At 54.0% G+C, this 15,933-nt stretch carries 16 protein-coding genes; 9 read left to right on the top strand and 7 right to left on the bottom strand.

The features are described 5' to 3' along the window. Nucleotides 1-85: 85 nt before the first annotated feature. From OLX08_RS09025 to OLX08_RS09035, 3 genes are read left to right on the top strand one after another with little or no spacing between them, the layout of a single operon-like run. A complete protein-coding gene (locus OLX08_RS09025; protein ID WP_341246811.1) occupies nucleotides 86-1,333 on the top strand; it encodes a D-amino acid dehydrogenase in 1,248 nt (415 codons plus the stop codon). A gap of 42 nt (nucleotides 1,334-1,375) precedes the next feature. Further along, the gene (locus OLX08_RS09030) at nucleotides 1,376-2,278 is read left to right on the top strand and encodes an SPFH domain-containing protein (protein ID WP_391481001.1); all 903 of its coding nucleotides are present in this window, start codon (nucleotides 1,376-1,378) and stop codon (nucleotides 2,276-2,278) included. A 1-nt stretch (nucleotide 2,279) separates the two neighbouring features. Next, nucleotides 2,280-2,552 carry an NfeD family protein gene (locus OLX08_RS09035; RefSeq protein WP_391481003.1) on the top strand — a complete coding sequence of 91 codons (273 nt, stop codon included), beginning with the start codon at nucleotides 2,280-2,282 and terminating at the stop codon, nucleotides 2,550-2,552. A gap of 56 nt (nucleotides 2,553-2,608) precedes the next feature. Here the strand turns inward: OLX08_RS09035 and OLX08_RS09040 are convergent, their stop codons facing one another. From OLX08_RS09040 to OLX08_RS09065, 6 genes are all read right to left on the bottom strand, one after another. Further along, on the bottom strand, nucleotides 2,609-3,538 hold the full coding sequence (locus OLX08_RS09040; protein WP_391481004.1) for an FAD-binding protein: 930 nt from the start codon (nucleotides 3,536-3,538) through the stop codon (nucleotides 2,609-2,611). Beyond that, a complete protein-coding gene (locus tag OLX08_RS09045) occupies nucleotides 3,538-4,296 on the bottom strand; it encodes an electron transfer flavoprotein subunit beta/FixA family protein (protein ID WP_341246814.1) in 759 nt (252 codons plus the stop codon). Before OLX08_RS09045 ends, OLX08_RS09040 begins: the two co-directional genes overlap by 1 nt. A gap of 141 nt (nucleotides 4,297-4,437) precedes the next feature. Then, on the bottom strand, nucleotides 4,438-5,010 hold the full coding sequence (locus tag OLX08_RS09050) for a cob(I)yrinic acid a,c-diamide adenosyltransferase (protein ID WP_341246815.1): 573 nt from the start codon (nucleotides 5,008-5,010) through the stop codon (nucleotides 4,438-4,440). A 3-nt stretch (nucleotides 5,011-5,013) separates the two neighbouring features. Beyond that, complete coding sequence (locus OLX08_RS09055; protein ID WP_048598750.1) at nucleotides 5,014-5,223, bottom strand: twin transmembrane helix small protein; 210 nt, start codon at nucleotides 5,221-5,223, stop codon at nucleotides 5,014-5,016. A 63-nt stretch (nucleotides 5,224-5,286) separates the two neighbouring features. Continuing rightward, nucleotides 5,287-6,111, bottom strand: a complete 825-nt coding sequence (locus OLX08_RS09060) for an SDR family NAD(P)-dependent oxidoreductase (protein WP_391481007.1) — start codon at nucleotides 6,109-6,111, stop codon at nucleotides 5,287-5,289. 38 nt (nucleotides 6,112-6,149) lie between these two features. Then, nucleotides 6,150-6,695, bottom strand: coding sequence for an SH3 domain-containing protein (locus OLX08_RS09065; protein WP_391481008.1), 546 nt, complete (start codon nucleotides 6,693-6,695; stop codon nucleotides 6,150-6,152). A gap of 144 nt (nucleotides 6,696-6,839) precedes the next feature. Here OLX08_RS09065 and parC point away from each other — a divergent pair, with 144 nt between their 5' ends. From parC to OLX08_RS09080, 3 genes are read left to right on the top strand one after another with little or no spacing between them, the layout of a single operon-like run. Next, a complete protein-coding gene (parC, locus tag OLX08_RS09070; protein WP_341246818.1) occupies nucleotides 6,840-9,149 on the top strand; it encodes a DNA topoisomerase IV subunit A in 2,310 nt (769 codons plus the stop codon). 34 nt (nucleotides 9,150-9,183) lie between these two features. Beyond that, entirely contained in the window at nucleotides 9,184-10,392 is a 1,209-nt protein-coding gene (locus tag OLX08_RS09075) for a DUF898 family protein (RefSeq protein WP_391481010.1), read from the top strand. Between the two features lie 3 nt (nucleotides 10,393-10,395). Beyond that, nucleotides 10,396-11,508, top strand: coding sequence for a M48 family metallopeptidase (locus OLX08_RS09080; RefSeq protein WP_391481011.1), 1,113 nt, complete (start codon nucleotides 10,396-10,398; stop codon nucleotides 11,506-11,508). Here OLX08_RS09080 and OLX08_RS09085 read toward each other — a convergent pair. Then, nucleotides 11,505-12,863, bottom strand: coding sequence for a cytochrome P450 (locus tag OLX08_RS09085; RefSeq protein WP_391481013.1), 1,359 nt, complete (start codon nucleotides 12,861-12,863; stop codon nucleotides 11,505-11,507). The two genes, OLX08_RS09080 and OLX08_RS09085, sit on opposite strands and share 4 nt — an antisense overlap. A 142-nt stretch (nucleotides 12,864-13,005) precedes the next feature. Here OLX08_RS09085 and OLX08_RS09090 point away from each other — a divergent pair, with 142 nt between their 5' ends. From OLX08_RS09090 to OLX08_RS09100, 3 genes are all read left to right on the top strand, one after another. Continuing rightward, on the top strand, nucleotides 13,006-13,545 hold the full coding sequence (locus OLX08_RS09090; RefSeq protein ID WP_412535651.1) for a hypothetical protein: 540 nt from the start codon (nucleotides 13,006-13,008) through the stop codon (nucleotides 13,543-13,545). Between the two features lie 101 nt (nucleotides 13,546-13,646). After that, a complete protein-coding gene (gene tuf, locus OLX08_RS09095; RefSeq protein WP_048600220.1) occupies nucleotides 13,647-14,822 on the top strand; it encodes an elongation factor Tu in 1,176 nt (391 codons plus the stop codon). Nucleotides 14,823-14,949: 127 nt separating this feature from the next. Next, nucleotides 14,950-15,894: a hypothetical protein gene (locus OLX08_RS09100; protein WP_391481016.1), complete on the top strand. Its 945-nt coding sequence runs from the start codon at nucleotides 14,950-14,952 to the stop codon at nucleotides 15,892-15,894. The last annotated feature ends 39 nt before the right edge of the window (nucleotides 15,895-15,933 follow it).

Raw genomic sequence — 15,933 nt, forward strand, 5'->3', positions numbered from 1 at the left:
CCTTATGGACCGTGCATCGCTCAGGTAAAGCGAACGGAGCGGGGTTGTTTGGGCAAATGCGCCCAACCGTTTGGAGTGTGAAAACATGACTCGTATCGCAGTAATTGGCGCTGGCATCACCGGTGTGACAACAGCTTTTGAATTGGTCAGCCGTGGTCTTGATGTTGTTGTATTCGACAGAAATCGCTACGCGGCGATGGATACCAGTTTTGCCAATGGTGGGCAGCTTTCCGCATCAAACGCAGAGGTTTGGAACACAGTCGGGACGGTCCTGAAGGGTATCAAATGGATGGCGCGGCGCGATGCGCCCTTGTTGGTGAATCCGCGCCCAAGCTGGCATAAAATCAGCTGGATGGCTGAGTTTTTGAGTAACATTCCGAACTACAAAAACAACACAGTTCAAACAGCGGCGTTGGCGGTTAAGGCGCGCGCTGGATTGCAGTCCATGGCGGACCGTGCGGGACTAGATTTTGATTGGTCTCCGGCGGGCATTCTGCATTTCTATAAAAACGAAAAAGATATGGCGCACGCTCGCAAAGTGAACGAGCTTTTGTCGCAAGGCGGTGTGGAGCGTGTTGAGTTGACGCCTGATCAGGTGCGTGCGCGTGAACCAAACCTGCGTGGCACCATCACTGGTGGGTTCTGGACGGAAAGTGACAGCACCGGCGATATTCACAAATTCACGTTCGGCCTTGCAAAGTGGCTTGAGGCACAGGGCGTTGATTTCCGCATGGGCAAACCGGTTGAGCAACTTAGCAGTGCAAATGGTGAGACCCGGGTGAACGGTGAAGCTTTTGACGGCGTCGTCGTTTGCGCCGGCGTTGGTAGCCGTGCGATGGCCAAAAAGCTGGGCGACCGCGTTAACATTTACCCCGTTAAGGGCTATTCAATCACTGTGAATATGCCGGATGCAATCAGCCAAGATGGTGCGCCGATGGTGTCTTTGCTTGATGATGATGCAAAGATTGTGACGTCTCGTCTGGGTAAAGACCGTTTCCGTGTTGCGGGGACGGCGGAATATAACGGCGAAAACCGTGATATTCGAGCAGACCGCATTGAGCCGCTGACCAAGTGGGTGGAAACGCATTTCCCATCAATCTCAACCGAACACGTGGTGCCTTGGGCCGGTCTGCGCCCGATGATGCCAAACATGATGCCGCGCGTTGGCGCCGGCAAACGTGCAGGTGTTTTCTACAACACAGGTCACGGGCATTTGGGTTGGACGTTGTCGGCGGCAACCGCGGCATTGGTTGGTGCGTCTGTCCAAGAGCATTTTGCGTCAAAAGGTGGCGCACAAGGCAACAAACGCGGATTTACCTTCAAAAGCGCCTGATAAGCCGCCATAGTCAGGCTAACTCAATAGGAGAGGCTGACCATGGGGAGTGAAGAGGTTTTGCAGGTTTTATTTAGTATTTTGGGCGGCAACATCGTTGTGGTGTTGCTAGCCGCGTTTATCATTATTTGTATTCTGCTTGGTGTTCGGATCGTTCCGCAGTCAGAGCAGTTTGTCATTGAGCGTTTTGGTCGGCTTAAGGCGGTGCTTGGGCCCGGCATTAACTTCATTGTGCCGTTCCTTGATCGCGTGGCGCACCGGATTTCGATCCTTGAGCGACAGCTTCCGAATGCCTCACAGGATGCGATCACGTCGGACAACGTTTTGGTACGGGTTGAGACATCCGTATTCTATCGCATCACAGAACCTGAGCGAACAGTTTACCGGATCCGCGACGTAGACGCAGCGATCGCAACAACAGTAGCAGGTATTGTGCGCGCCGAGATCGGTAAGATGGAACTTGACGAGGTGCGATCGAACCGTGCGCAACTGATTGAACAGATCAAGGCGCTGGTGGAAGAGGCCGTAGATAACTGGGGCATTGAGGTCACGCGCGCAGAACTTCTGGACGTGAACCTTGATCAAGCAACCCGCGACGCGATGTTGCAACAGTTGAACGCCGAACGCGAACGCCGCGCGCAAGTAACCCGTGCAGAAGGTGAGAAACGCTCGGTTGAGTTGCAGGCGGACGCTGATCTTTATGCGGCACAAAAGCAGGCTGAGGCGCGCCGTATTCAAGCAGACGCTGAGGCCTACGCAACTGCGACGGTTGCTGACGCGATCAATGCGCACGGCTTGGAAGCAGCACAGTATCAAGTGGCTTTGAAGCAGGTCGAAGCCCTGAACACACTTGGAAATGGTAATGGAAAAAGCACGATCGTGGTGCCGGCAAATGCGCTTGAGGCGTTTGGCAATGCGTTCAATATGCTGAAAGGGCGCGGTTAATATGGATGCATTGGCAAACACGTGGTGGGCATGGGCTGCGTTTGCCCTTGTTTTGGCGATCCTTGAGGTGCTGGCCCCAGGCTTTGTCCTGCTGGGGTTCGCCATTGGTGCGGCGCTGGTGTCTGTTTTGGTTTGGCTCAACGTCGGCCTGTCGTTGATCTGGCTGTCACTGTTGTTTGCTGTGGCGTCACTTGTTGCGTGGCTTGTGCTGCGGTCGCTTTTTCAACTCAAGACCGGTCAAGTGCGCACGTTTGATGAAGATATAAACAGCTGACCATAAAAAAGGCCCGCTTAAATTGCGGGCCTTTCTACTGTGTCTAAAAAATAGGTTTAGCCCAGTTTGCTGGTCAATTCGGGCACTGCGTCGAAGAGGTCTGCGACCAAGCCGTAATCAGCAACTTGGAAGATAGGTGCTTCTTCGTCTTTGTTGATTGCCACGATGATCTTGGAGTCCTTCATGCCAGCAAGGTGCTGGATCGCGCCGGAGATGCCGACAGCAACATAAAGGTCAGGTGCGACGACTTTGCCAGTCTGGCCCACTTGCCAATCGTTTGGCGCGTAACCACTGTCCACGGCTGCGCGTGATGCGCCAACGGCGGCACCAAGCTTATCTGCAAGTGTTTCGATCAGTTTGAAATCATCTTCTGATCCAACGCCGCGGCCACCGGAAACAACTACACCGGCTGATGTTAGCTCGGGGCGATCAGATGTTGCGACTTTGTCTTCGACCCATTCGGACAGGCCTGCGTTGCCAGCGGCTGCAATGTTCTCAACTGTTGCCGAGCCACCTTCGCCCGCAGCGTCGAATGTTGACGTCCGGATGGTTGCGACTTTTTTGGCGTCTGCTGATTTCACAGTCTGGATTGCGTTGCCCGCATAGATCGGGCGCTCGAATGTGTCTGCGTCGATCACAGCAGTCACTTCAGAAATGACCATCACATCCAGAATCGCCGCCACACGGGGCAAGGTGTTCTTGGACGCAGCGGTAGAAGGCGCAACGATGTGGTCATAATCACCAGCCAGCGATACGATCAGATCAGCAACAGGCTCGGCCAAGTCATGGCCGTATTCGGCGGCATCTGCGCAAAGCACTTTGCCAACGCCGTCCAGCGCAGCAGCAGCCGTTGCAGCGCCAGCGCAGCCTTCGCTTGCGCAAAGGACAGTGACATCGCCCAATGCTTTGGCCGCAGTTAGGGCCTTTGCGGTCGCGTCTACGTTAAGTGCGCCACCATTTACTTCAGCAATCAGAAGAACAGCCATTATACAGCCCCCGCTTCTTTGAGTTTCTCGACCAGCTCATCAATTGAGCCAACTTTGATACCAGCCGCACGTTCTGCGGGCTCGGACGTGCCAACGATTTGCAGACGTGGTGAGACATCAACACCGTAATCAGCTGCGGTCTTTTCATCGAGCGGCTTCTTCTTGGCCTTCATGATGTTTGGCAAAGACGCATAGCGCGGCTCGTTCAGGCGCAAATCAACAGTGACGATAGCAGGCATCTTCACTTTAATGGTCTGCAAGCCGCCGTCGACTTCGCGTGTCACGGTCGCTGTGTCGCCATCAACGGCCAACTCAGACGCAAAGGTTGCTTGTGACCACCCCAAAAGCGCCGACAGCATTTGGCCGGTCGCGTTCATGTCGTTGTCGATCGCCTGTTTGCCAGCAAGGACAAGCCCGGGCTGCTCTTCGTCGACAACAGCCTTGAGGATTTTGGCAACCGCAAGCGGCTCAATGTCAGTGTGCACGTCATCAGCAGCAACAACCAGAATGGCGCGATCAGCACCCATCGCAAGCGCGTTGCGCAGGGTCTCTTGGCTCTGTTTTACGCCAATAGAAACCACAACAACTTCGTCAGCCGTTCCGGCTTCCTTCAAGCGGATCGCCTGCTCTACTGCGATTTCGTCGAATGGGTTCATCGACATTTTGACGTTTGCAAGATCAACACCGCTGCCGTCCGCTTTCACACGAACCTTAACGTTATAGTCGATCACGCGTTTGACGGGCACGAGGACCTTCATGGCGTTTCTCCTGTTGGTAAGCCTTTACGCAGATTCGCTGCGCAATAATCTTCCTTGGTTGTCTAGCAATGCAGAACAAACGAAAACAGGGCAAAATCGACACCAAAGGGCTCTTCGACGCCGCGTTGCCTTTTTTGGTGTTTACCTATTGGCGCCAGGAACCCACAAAACATCGTCTTTGCCGTCATTATTCGCCACCCGCGATGCGACAAAAAACCAATCTGACAAGCGGTTCAGATATTTGACGGCTGCGGTGTTCACGTCTTCAACGCTGGCCAGTTCAACGGAAAGGCGTTCTGCGCGGCGTGCAACGGTGCGACATTGGTGCAGGTATGCAGCAAGGGCTGATCCGCCCGGCAAAATGAAGCTGCGAAGTGGCTCAAGCGCTTCGTTCATCGCATCAATTTCGCTTTCGAGGCGGGCGACTTGGCCGTCTGTGATACGTAGCGGTGTGTATTCTGCTTCCGCATCTTTGGCGATGTCAGGGCGACACATGTCGGCGCCCAAATCGAACAGGTCATTTTGGATCATGGCCAACTGCGCATCGATTTCGCCAGTGGCGTGTAGCCGCGCAAGGCCCACGATTGAGTTGGTTTCGTCAACAGTTCCATAAGCGTTCACGCGCATGGAGTGTTTTGCGACACGCTCACCGTTGCCCAAAGCTGTTTGGCCTTTGTCACCGGTTTTTGTGTAGATTTTGTTGAGTACGACCATGGTTTACGCTCCGAATGTCTGTGAGATGAAGACCCAAGCAACGATCAAAATTACCGCCGCAAACTGTGCATAAAGACGCCAGCGCATAACTTTGTTGGCGTGCTTTTTGTTGAAGTCACCGCCTTTGGCAAAGCCACCGATGCCCAACATCAAAATGCCAAGCACAATTACGCAAGCGATAGCAGCAACGATAAATAGTGGATCGGAAAGCATGGTCAGTCCTTGTTTTTGTATAGTTCCCTGCGAGATAACCCGCTTTGGCCGAAAGGCGAGGGGTCAGGCCTTGGATATCAGCCAATCTAATGCGCGGGTTGGCAAAATGCGGCGGGCAAAGCCCATAATGTAGGTCGGCGTTGTGATGTAATAGCGTGGTTTTGGCCTAGGATGTTCAAGCGCGTGACGCAGTTTTTTGGTCACCGCCGAGGCAGGCAATTCGAAAGTATCGGGACCGTTATCCTTGTATAATCGCTTGGACAGGCCCGCTTCATAGGCACTTCGACGGGCGCTGTTTTTCCAATCAATCCACTTTTCAAAATGCGGAATAGAGTTTGCGCGAATGCTGCTGGTAACGGGGCCTGGCTCAAGCAAGATGATGTGAATGCCAGTTCCCTTCATCTCGATACGCAGCGTATCCGTCAGCCCTTCGAGTGCGAATTTGGTGCTGTTGTAGGACCCGCGCCACGGCAGCACGACTAGTCCCAATACTGATGAACAGTTCACAATACGCCCGTGTCCTTGTTTGCGCATGACTGGGATCACAAGGTTGGTCAGTTCATGAACGCCAAACACATTCACTTCGAAATTCGCGCGCAGTGCGTCGCGTGGCAAATCCTCAACTGCGCCCGGGGTTGCGAAGGCGCCGTTGTTATAAAGTGCGTCCAAGGTGCCGCCTGTGGCATCAAGCACCTCGGCAAGGCCTGCCTTCAGGCTGTTGCTGTCAGCGTAATCCAAAAGGGGGCTTTCAAAGCCTTCTGCCTTCAGGCGGTCGCAGTCTTTTTGTTGTCGGCACGATGCAAAAACGCGCCAGCCTGCGTCGCGCAGCCCGTGGGCTGCATCATAGCCGATGCCGCTTGAGCATCCTGTAATGAGTACTGATTTCATTGCGCTGTTGTGGCAAGCGCAGCGGTGTCCCGCAAGGGTTATCCGTCGCCCAAAAGGAAATCTGCAACCCAGCCGATGCGGTTCTCAGCCGTTCGAATTTGCACCCACCCACGGCCAAGATCATCAATGACCTTAACTTCATCACCGGCGTTCAGCTTTGTCACAACGCCGAAAACAGTGCCCGGCCCGCCACGGATGTTCACAACACTGCCCGTGATTACCTTAATTACCTCTGGTGGCGCTGCGGGGAGGATGTCCTCAGCCTCAAGAGCGTCCTCAACAGCTGTTGACAGTGCAACTGTGGTAATGACTGCGTCACTGGTCGAGGCTTCTGCAGCGTTGATTTTGGGTGGGTTGGCAAGCTCGGCAAGTCCGAAAGCGTCGCTGGTAATCGCTTTGGTCACGGCAACTTCGACTGCTTGTTGATTATCTTCAAGGGCGGGTTCTGGAGCAGGCTCATAACGCGCGATTAGAACAAGCTCGCTGCCATCCGGCCAACTTTCCGCCACGAACTCATCGCCCCCGCTCAATTCATAAAACGCAAAAGCCAAAAAACCGAAACAAAGAAGGATCACTCGCCACATCACACTACTCCGCACGCCGAAGCGCTAACTCGTTACAACCACACTTAAAGTTCTAGCATGAGTTTTTCGATTCTGTGAGCAGGCAAAGGCAAATATTCAACTTTGTTCGCTTTACGCGCGATTCAGCCACAGTTACACAAAGCCATGACTAATTTACCGCCCGATACAGATGATCAAAACGTCCCCGCCGTCGCAGAGCCATTGCGCCGTGCTTTGGGTGACCGGTATCTGACCTACGCATTGTCCACCATTATGCACCGGGCCTTGCCTGATGCGCGTGACGGTCTGAAGCCTGTGCACCGGCGGATTTTATACGCGATGCGCGAGTTGAAGCTAAGCCCAACAGGTGGGTTCCGTAAATCAGCTAAAATTTCCGGTGACGTGATGGGGAACTATCACCCGCACGGGGACGCCGCGATTTACGATGCAATGGCGCGTTTGGCGCAGGACTTTAACGTCCGCTATCCGTTGGTTGACGGGCAGGGTAACTTTGGCAACATCGACGGCGATAATCCCGCCGCGTCGCGTTACACTGAAGCGCGCATGACCATCGCAGCCGAGGCGCTGCTGGATGGTCTGGCCGAGAATGCTGTTGATTTCCGCGAAAACTACGACGGCACGTTGACTGAGCCTGTGGTCTTACCAGCTGCGTTTCCAAACCTGTTGGCGAACGGATCAAGCGGTATTGCCGTGGGCATGGCCACGAACATCCCCCCTCACAATATCGAAGAATTGATCAACGCGTGTTTGCATCTGATCAAGGCGCCGAATGCGCGGGACGAAACGCTGCTTGAACACGTGCCGGGTCCTGATTTTCCAACTGGCGGTGTCATTGTTGAGCCGCGTGAAAATATCGCCGAGGCGTATCGCACCGGTAAGGGCGGGTTCCGCCTGCGGTGCCGTTATGAGATTGAACAGCTTGATCGTGGGATGTGGCAAATCATCGTCACTGAAATCCCCTATCAGGTGCAAAAGTCGAAACTAATCGAGAAGCTGGCCGAGGTCATTCAGCTTAAAAAAGTGCCGATCCTTGCGGATGTGCGCGATGAAAGTGCCGACGACGTACGTATCGTGCTTGAGCCGAAGTCCAAGAATGTTGATCCCGATGTGTTGATGGGAATGCTGTATCGCAACTCTGATCTTGAGGTGCGTTTCAGTTTGAATATGAACGTGCTGATTGATGGTCTGACACCAAAAGTGTGCAGCCTAAAAGAAGTTCTGCGCGCGTTTCTGGATCACCGCCGTGACGTTCTGCTGCGCCGCTCAAAGCACCGGATCGACAAGATTGATCACCGGCTTGAAGTGCTCGAAGGCTTTATCATCGCGTTCCTGAACTTGGACCGTGTCATTGATATTATCAGATATGACGAAGACCCAAAGCGCGCCCTGATGCATGAAAGCTGGTCGCAAGACTTTGTGCGCGCGACGGATGAGAAAGATTATGTTTCCCCGTCACGTGATCTGGGTACCGAGCTGAGTGAAGTTCAGGCTGATGCTATCTTGAACATGCGCCTTCGGTCGCTGCGCCGCCTTGAAGAGTTGGAGCTGGTACGCGAGCGTGACGCCTTGATGGAAGAACGCGCCGGTCTGCAAGACCTTCTTGATAGCGAAGAAATTCAGTGGTCCACTATTTCAGAGCAACTGCGTCAGACCCGCAAGGAATTTGGTGCGAAATCTGAATTTGGCGCACGGCGCAGCACATTCGCCGAAGCAGGCGAAGTGGAAGACGTTCCCCTTGAGGCGATGATCGAGCGTGAGCCGATCACGGTTGTCTGCTCAAAAATGGGATGGATCCGCGCTATGTCGGGCCATATCGACCTTGGCCGCGAACTGAAGTTCAAAGATGGGGACGGCCCGCGGTTTATCTTCCACGCCGAGACAACCGACAAGATTTTGCTGCTTGGGACGAACGGGCGTTTCTACACGTTGCAGGCCAGCACTTTGCCCGGTGGCCGGGGCATGGGCGAGCCCGTGCGACTGATGGTTGATTTGCCTCAAGACGTCGAAATTTTGATGCTGTTCATCCATAAGCCGGGGCGCAAGCTGCTGCTTGCATCAAGTGCGGGCGATGGGTTTGTGGTGCCTGAAGATGAGGTGATCGCGCAAACCCGTGGTGGCAAGCAAGTGTTGAACGTGCGCGCACCAAACACTGCTGCTGTATGTCGTCCCGTCTTGGGTGATCATGTGGCTGTGGTTGGTGAAAACCGCAAAGTGCTTGTTTTTGCTCTTGATGAATTGCCGGAAATGGCGCGGGGCAAAGGGGTTCGCCTTCAGAAATATAAAGACGGCGGTCTTAGTGATGCGACCACGTTTGATTTCAGCGAAGGGTTGAGCTGGCTTGATCCGGCTGGTCGTACCCGTACTGAAACGGCACTTGCGGAATGGACGGGTAAGCGCGCGGGTGCTGGCCGTATGGCGCCGCGCGGGTTCCCGAGGGATAATAAGTTCACCTAGGTAGCTGGTGTGTGAGTAAGAAGGATGACGAGTAATGGAGCAGGGCGACACACTTGAAGGCAGATACGGTGGGCAACGTGGTCCCATCTTTTTGCTGGTCCTTCAAACGGGCATTTTGACTGTTTTGACCCTTGGGATTTACCGGTTTTGGGCCAAATCGCGTGTGCGGCGTTATGTGTGGAATGCGGTTCAGCCCGGTGGTGATCCAATGGAATACTCGGGAACAGGCGTTGAAAAATTCATTGGCTTTCTGATCGCTTTGGTGGTGCTGGCCGTTTATTTGGGATTGTTGCAGGTCTTGCTGACTTTTGCCGGTCTCAGCCTGCTTGATTTGGTTCCTGATGAGGGGGCTAGCGAGGCGCAGATATTTGCAAGCATTGGCGCGACATACGCCACGCTGATCGCGATTGTCCCGCTTATCTTTATCGCCCAATATCGCGGCCGTCGTTACATGCTGTCGCGCACGCGGTGGCGGGGTTTGCGGTTTGGCATGGATCAGGCGTCGCTTGGCTATATGTGGCGCGCGATTGTTTACAGCGTCATCACGGTTGTCTCACTTGGTATTCTTGCCCCGCTTGGTACATTTCAGTTGGAGAAATTTAAGACTGACCGCACTTGGTACGGCGATGCGCAATTTGAACAAGGTGGCCGCTGGACAATGCTTTATCGCGCGGCATCTGTGTTACTTCTTGGACTTGGGGTCAGCATTGTGGGGGCAGTTGTCAGCGCGTCAGGTTCCGAGGGTCTTGGCATCACGGTCATGGTAGTTGGGACGGTCCTGATCGTGATCGGGTTTGTGCACTACCGCTTGCAAAGCTTTGCGATAATGGCGCGGTACAAAACACTTGATGATGGGGCGATTGAGTTTGAGGCGTCACCCCAAACTGGCCGTGTCGTTGGGCATTACATCAAAGGGTCGTTGCTAACGATGTTGGTGACTATTGCGGCGGCAATTCCGGCAGGTGTGATTTTATTCATGGCCAGCCAAATTGGTGCAGCCGGTGGGTTCGGTGGCGCGCAGATTTTCAGCACAATCATTGCCGTGCTGAGCTATGTGGTTGCGCTTGTGATGGGCGGCGCTTCGACCATGGCATTCATTACCCAACCGATTTTTGGTCACATCGTAGAAACATGCGCTGTGCGTTATCCCGAGCATTTCGACACCATTCAACAACGTGCTGCCGATGATATGCCTGACGCCGAAGGCTTTGCGGATGCTCTTGATGTGGGCGGTGCGTTTTAAGCGATGGCGTTGCAAAGTAGCCTTGCCTCTTTCGTAGATGGAAAGACCGCTGGAAAGCGCGACGTCTACATCGAAGTTGCGGCGACTGCAGAGGTTTTGCGGATTTGTGATGCCCAAGGCGATGTGCTTGCGGAGTGGCCATTAAAGCGGTTGCGGCGGATGCAAGACGGATCGCGCACGGTTTTGTATTTGGCTGGTGATCCAGATGAAGCGCGTCTTTACCCGTTTAATTTGCACGATGAGACGGTTTTGGCGGCGCTCGCCCCTAACCTTGATAAACGGCGGCCCATTGGACCGCTGGTTCGAAAAGTAATCGGTTGGAGTGTGGCCGCGGCGGCTGCCTTGGCGGTGATGCTCTTCGTAATCATTCCCAGCCTGTCAGATCAACTCGCTACTGTCATTCCGACTGAGCGTGAAGAGCGTATCGGTAAAGTTGTTTCTTCTCAGATTGAGCGTGCGATGGTTTGGCAAGACGACAGTGCTGATGAAAGTTGGCAATGCTCATCAGCCGCAGGTGATGCGGCTTTGGCCCAGATGGTCACCCGTGTGTTGGGGCCGCTGGATGTGCCCTACACCTTGAACGTTCAAGTCGTGGATCACCCTTTGATTAACGCATTTGCATTGCCCGGTGGTCAGGTGATTTTGTTCCGTGGTTTGTTGGAGGCTGCTCAGAGCGCAGATGAAGTGGCGGGTGTTCTGGCCCATGAATTAGGCCACGTGATTAACCGCGACCCGATGCGCCTGACGTTGCGTGCGGCGGGGTCTGCGGGATTGTTGTCGCTGATGCTTGGCGACGCAACCGGAGGTTTGATTATTGCAGGCGCGGCAGATCAGGTGATGAACGCGAGCCACACCCGTAAAGCAGAAGCTCAAGCAGACGAATTTGCCCTGAAACTTTTGGATGAGGCTGAGATATCTCCACTGGCCTTTGCGCGCTTTTTTGAAACGCTTAAAGAGGACAGCCCAGATATGACGGGTGCTCTTGAATGGTTATCATCGCATCCCTCGCTGAGCCTGCGTGCCCAAAACGCGCGGGACAATGTACAGCAGGGCAAGACCTATCGGCCCGTTTTGAATGCGCAAGCGTGGCGCGATCTACAGACGATTTGTGGCTAGCTGCTAAGCTCTTCAACCTGAAGCCACACGCCGCCACTTGGCCGTAGTGTCAGGATCAGTTCCGGACGCGGATCACGTCCTTTAACGGCCGTGAATTTGAACCGCGAAAGCAGTGTAGCCAGAATGATCACCGCCTCTTGCAGGGCAAATGACGCCCCGATGCACACCCGTGGACCATCCCCGAAGGGTAGGTATGAAAAGCGGTTTACGGCCTTTGGATCCGCAAAGCGGTCAGGGTCAAAGGCGTCAGGATTTTCCCACAGGTCTTTATGACGGTGCAGGGCATAGATGGGCAGCATGACTGTGTCGCCCTTGCGCACCTCGCGCCCACACAGCGTATCTGATTGTTGTGCAGTGCGGCTGATGAAAGCGGCAGGCGGATAGAGGCGCAAAGCTTCATCAATGATCTGGCGAATGTAGGGCAGGGCCTTGATATCGTCTGCCGTGGCCGTGCGCCCGTTCAAAACCTCGCTTGCCTCGGCGCGGGCCTTTTGCTGTACGTCTTCATCAAAGGCACACAGATAAAGCGCCCATGCCAAGGTGAGGGCAGTTGTTTCATGTCCTGCAACGATGAAGGTCAAAAGGTTGTCGCGCAATTCATCCGTGTTCATCTGGCGTTTTGTTTCCGGATCTTCGCCTTCCAGCAACAGATCAAGTAGATCAGGAATGTCACGGGGTCCTGCGTTGCGCCGTTCTTCAATCGAAGCATCCGCGATACGGCGCATATCCTTCATAGCTGAAGATGATCCGATGCGGTTCAGGCGCGGTACCCACGTAGGCACGCCAATAATATCAAGCAGTGACACTTTGGCAGTCTGTGCGATGTAGGCATCAATGGCGCGGTGAACTGCGCCTGCGTCCACACTATCGCCGTCGGAGAACGTGACGTCCGAGATCACCTCAAACGTGGCTTGCACCATTTCGGCAAACACATCGACCGCACGGCCTTTGGATGCTGCCAGCCGCTTGGTTGAGCGATCAGCAGCCGCGCCCATGATCGGAGCCAAGTTTGCGATATTGCGATGTTTGAAAACGGGCGTTGCGGCACGTCTTTGCCAACGCCAATGGCTGCCTTCAGCGATGAAAAGGGAATTGCCGATGGCAGGTTCAAGAATGTTTTTGGTGACGTCCGACTTGGGATACACATCCACGGCGTCCTTCAGAATGTGGCGTAACGCATCCGGTTCCATCACCATATGCCAACGCACCACAGCGGTTTTGCCCGAAACAATTGGTTGCTTTGTGGCGATGTCCGGAATGATCTCAACCAAGTTCCGTCGCGCGACACGCAGTGTCTCGATAATGCCCAACGGCTCGGTCACGAGTTTGCATCGCGCTGGCAGTTTGTCTGACATTTGATCGCTCCGTTACCTGTTGCCGTTCATAATGGTGACCCCTTGGAGGTAAGTCACATCTTCGCGCTGTCCATTGTGAAGGGCCCTGAAACTGCGTTAGGAACTTTCAACCGGTTATGAAAGGTGTGTGCCCGTGTGGAAAATGATAGTTGGTTTGCTTGCGCTGCTCGCAGTTGCGGGATGTGGGGGCATAACCGCTGAGATGACACCCCCTTCGCCTGCGCTCAGCAGCTTTGATCTGGGTCATAACGTTGTGATCGGAACGACGGCCAAGAAGGGGCCTTTGTCTCGGGATGCGACGGCGGAGGAGTGGGTCGAAAGCCTTAGCTCTGCCATTGATGCCCAGATCGGTCGCTACGATGCAGGTGGTCTCTATCATTTGGGTGTAAGCGTTGATCAATTTGTCTTGGCCGCCCCCGGCGTGCCACTTGTGTTGTCGCCCAAGTCGATCTTGCAAGTTTCAGTCACTGTTTGGGACAACGCCAAGGGCCAAAAGATCAATAAAACGCCCGAACAAATCCTTGTTTTTGAGAGCTTTTCCGGTGGTAGCCTGCTTGGCTCAGGGCTTACCAGATCGCGTGAAGAACAAATGGCGGGCCTAAGCGCAAATGCCGCGATAAAGATCGAAAATTGGTTGATCGAAAATGCCGCATGGTTCGCGCCACTCAACGATGCGGAATGACTTGATTTATCTGTGTAAACCTCATACACGCCGCACCGTTGGAAACGGGCTGCGATAACGGTGTTTTCCGCCGCGCCCCTGAATAGATTGAAGGTTGGCTCATGGCTAAGGAAAAGTTTGAACGCTCTAAACCGCACGTAAACATCGGCACGATTGGTCACGTTGACCACGGTAAGACGACGTTGACTGCAGCGATCACCAAGCAATTTGGTGACTTCAAAGCATACGACGAGATTGACGGCGCGCCGGAAGAAAAAGCACGTGGTATCACGATTTCTACTGCTCACGTTGAGTATGAAACAGAGACACGTCACTACGCACACGTGGACTGCCCAGGCCACGCTGACTATGTGAAAAACATGATCACTGGTGCTGCTCAGATGGACGGCGCGATCTTGGTTGTTAACGCAGCTGATGGTCCTATGCCACAAACACGCGAGCACATCCTGTTGGGTCGCCAGGTTGGTATCCCTTACATGGTTGTTTACATGAACAAAGTTGACCAAGTTGACGACGAAGAGTTGCTCGAGTTGGTTGAAATGGAAATCCGTGAGCTTCTGTCATCTTACGAGTACCCAGGCGACGACATCCCAGTTGTAGCCGGTTCTGCTCTGGCCGCTCTGGAAGACCGCGATGACAACATCGGTAAAGAGTCTATCGACAAGCTGATGGAAGCTGTTGACAGCTACATCCCGACACCGGCACGTGCTGTTGACCAGCCGTTCCTGATGCCGATTGAAGACGTGTTCTCAATCTCTGGCCGTGGTACAGTTGTAACCGGTCGTGTTGAGCGTGGCGTTATCAACGTTGGTGAAGAGATCGAGATCGTTGGTATCCGTGACACCACGAAGACAACCTGCACAGGTGTTGAAATGTTCCGCAAGCTGCTTGATCGCGGTGAAGCAGGCGACAACATCGGCGCGCTTCTTCGCGGCGTTGACCGTGAAGGTGTTGAGCGTGGCCAGGTTCTTTGTAAGCCAGGTTCCGTATCTCCTCACACGAAGTTCGAGGCAGAAGCTTATATTCTGACCAAAGAAGAAGGTGGCCGTCACACGCCATTCTTTGCGAACTACCGTCCACAGTTCTACTTCCGTACAACTGACGTGACAGGCACAGTTGAGCTTCCAGCGGGTACCGAGATGGTTATGCCGGGCGACAACTTGAAGTTCGAAGTCGAGCTGATCGCACCTATCGCGATGGAAGACGGTCTTCGCTTTGCGATCCGCGAAGGCGGCCGCACAGTAGGCGCAGGCGTCGTAGCAAAAATCATCGCCTAAGCTGATTGCGCCTTTTGGGCGCATTCAAAACGATACAGCGGCCGCTCCATTCATTTGGGGCGGCCGTTTTCCATAGTTTTGCCCAGATTGTGTCATAGCCCGCTCTCGTAACTTTTGCGGAGACGCTATGACCCTCATCCATCATGACAAAGCCGAGCTTTCTTGCGTCTTTATGGTCGAACCGGGCCATTATGAGTGGCCAGCCATTCTTCTGGCGTCCTCATTGATGGCGTTCGCTGCGGATGATGTGGCCCTCCACGCTTATTGCCGTTCGCATCTGATTGATCAGTTACATCCCGAAACAGTGCGCTTTTTTGAACGGCACGGCGTACAGCTTGCCCCGATATCACCTGAGTTTGAGGTACCTTATCCCCAAGGTAATAAGCTTTATGCCTGTGCCGCGAGCCGCGCAGCGCCCGCCACAATTTTGTTTGATACAGACATGTTCATGTTGCAGCCCGCTTTCCTTGGGGACGCTTTGCGCGTTGGTGCAGTGTCTGGCAGGCCAACTGGCGATTGGATGTGGGGCAAAACTGTAGATGCGTGGCGCGCGGCTTATGCTTCAGTTGATATGGAACTGCCCCGTGGCAGGCTTGCGCGGCCCAGCGGATCTTATGTTGCGCCAAGTATGTCGGCCGGCTTTGTGGCGTACCACGGGGATCAATTCGGTAAAATTTGGCGCGATACGGCGCTTGCGATTGAAGCGCGACGATTGGCGAAAGGGATCTATCCCACGCTCGATCAGATAAGTCTGCCTGTTGCAACGCATCTGGCGGGGCTCAAGATGAGTATGATCGATGTGAAATGGAACAAAGCTGGTGCGATTAAGCCGCAAGCGCTGCTCAATGTGATTTGTTACCACTATCAAAAAGCACAAACGCTGTTGGAGTTGCCGATCAAATGGGTGGCTGATGAACTGTTGCGGGACTTCACCGAATTTGACGGACTTGAAAGCATGATTGCTTTTTACGACGTGCACAGCGCGAAACCCGCTGATGTCATCCACAACGCTGGATTTCAGCGTGCGGTGATTGCTAAACAGCGGGCTGTTGATATCCCGCATGAGCGGTAATTGAGCCACGAGATGAATTGCTGTCTTGATCTTACCCCA

This window comes from Nereida ignava (genome assembly GCF_047114695.1).
GTDB classification, from domain to species: domain Bacteria; phylum Pseudomonadota; class Alphaproteobacteria; order Rhodobacterales; family Rhodobacteraceae; genus Nereida; species Nereida ignava.

Bases quoted from the DNA above. Each gene is read 5' to 3' on its own strand.
- OLX08_RS09085 (WP_391481013.1), bottom strand. From the start codon at position 12,863: ATGTCAGACAAACTGCCAGCGCGATGCAAACTCGTGACCGAGCCGTTG.
- OLX08_RS09075 (WP_391481010.1), top strand. From the start codon at position 9,184: ATGGAGCAGGGCGACACACTTGAAGGCAGATACGGTGGGCAACGTGGT.
- OLX08_RS09050 (WP_341246815.1), bottom strand. From the start codon at position 5,010: ATGGTCGTACTCAACAAAATCTACACAAAAACCGGTGACAAAGGCCAA.
- OLX08_RS09045 (WP_341246814.1), bottom strand. From the start codon at position 4,296: ATGAAGGTCCTCGTGCCCGTCAAACGCGTGATCGACTATAACGTTAAG.
- OLX08_RS09065 (WP_391481008.1), bottom strand. From the start codon at position 6,695: ATGTGGCGAGTGATCCTTCTTTGTTTCGGTTTTTTGGCTTTTGCGTTT.
- OLX08_RS09030 (WP_391481001.1), top strand. From the start codon at position 1,376: ATGGGGAGTGAAGAGGTTTTGCAGGTTTTATTTAGTATTTTGGGCGGC.
- OLX08_RS09100 (WP_391481016.1), top strand. From the start codon at position 14,950: ATGACCCTCATCCATCATGACAAAGCCGAGCTTTCTTGCGTCTTTATG.
- OLX08_RS09025 (WP_341246811.1), top strand. From the start codon at position 86: ATGACTCGTATCGCAGTAATTGGCGCTGGCATCACCGGTGTGACAACA.
- parC (WP_341246818.1), top strand. From the start codon at position 6,840: ATGACTAATTTACCGCCCGATACAGATGATCAAAACGTCCCCGCCGTC.
- OLX08_RS09035 (WP_391481003.1), top strand. From the start codon at position 2,280: ATGGATGCATTGGCAAACACGTGGTGGGCATGGGCTGCGTTTGCCCTT.
- OLX08_RS09080 (WP_391481011.1), top strand. From the start codon at position 10,396: ATGGCGTTGCAAAGTAGCCTTGCCTCTTTCGTAGATGGAAAGACCGCT.
- OLX08_RS09040 (WP_391481004.1), bottom strand. From the start codon at position 3,538: ATGGCTGTTCTTCTGATTGCTGAAGTAAATGGTGGCGCACTTAACGTA.
- OLX08_RS09090 (WP_412535651.1), top strand. From the start codon at position 13,006: ATGATAGTTGGTTTGCTTGCGCTGCTCGCAGTTGCGGGATGTGGGGGC.
- OLX08_RS09060 (WP_391481007.1), bottom strand. From the start codon at position 6,111: ATGAAATCAGTACTCATTACAGGATGCTCAAGCGGCATCGGCTATGAT.
- tuf (WP_048600220.1), top strand. From the start codon at position 13,647: ATGGCTAAGGAAAAGTTTGAACGCTCTAAACCGCACGTAAACATCGGC.
- OLX08_RS09055 (WP_048598750.1), bottom strand. From the start codon at position 5,223: ATGCTTTCCGATCCACTATTTATCGTTGCTGCTATCGCTTGCGTAATT.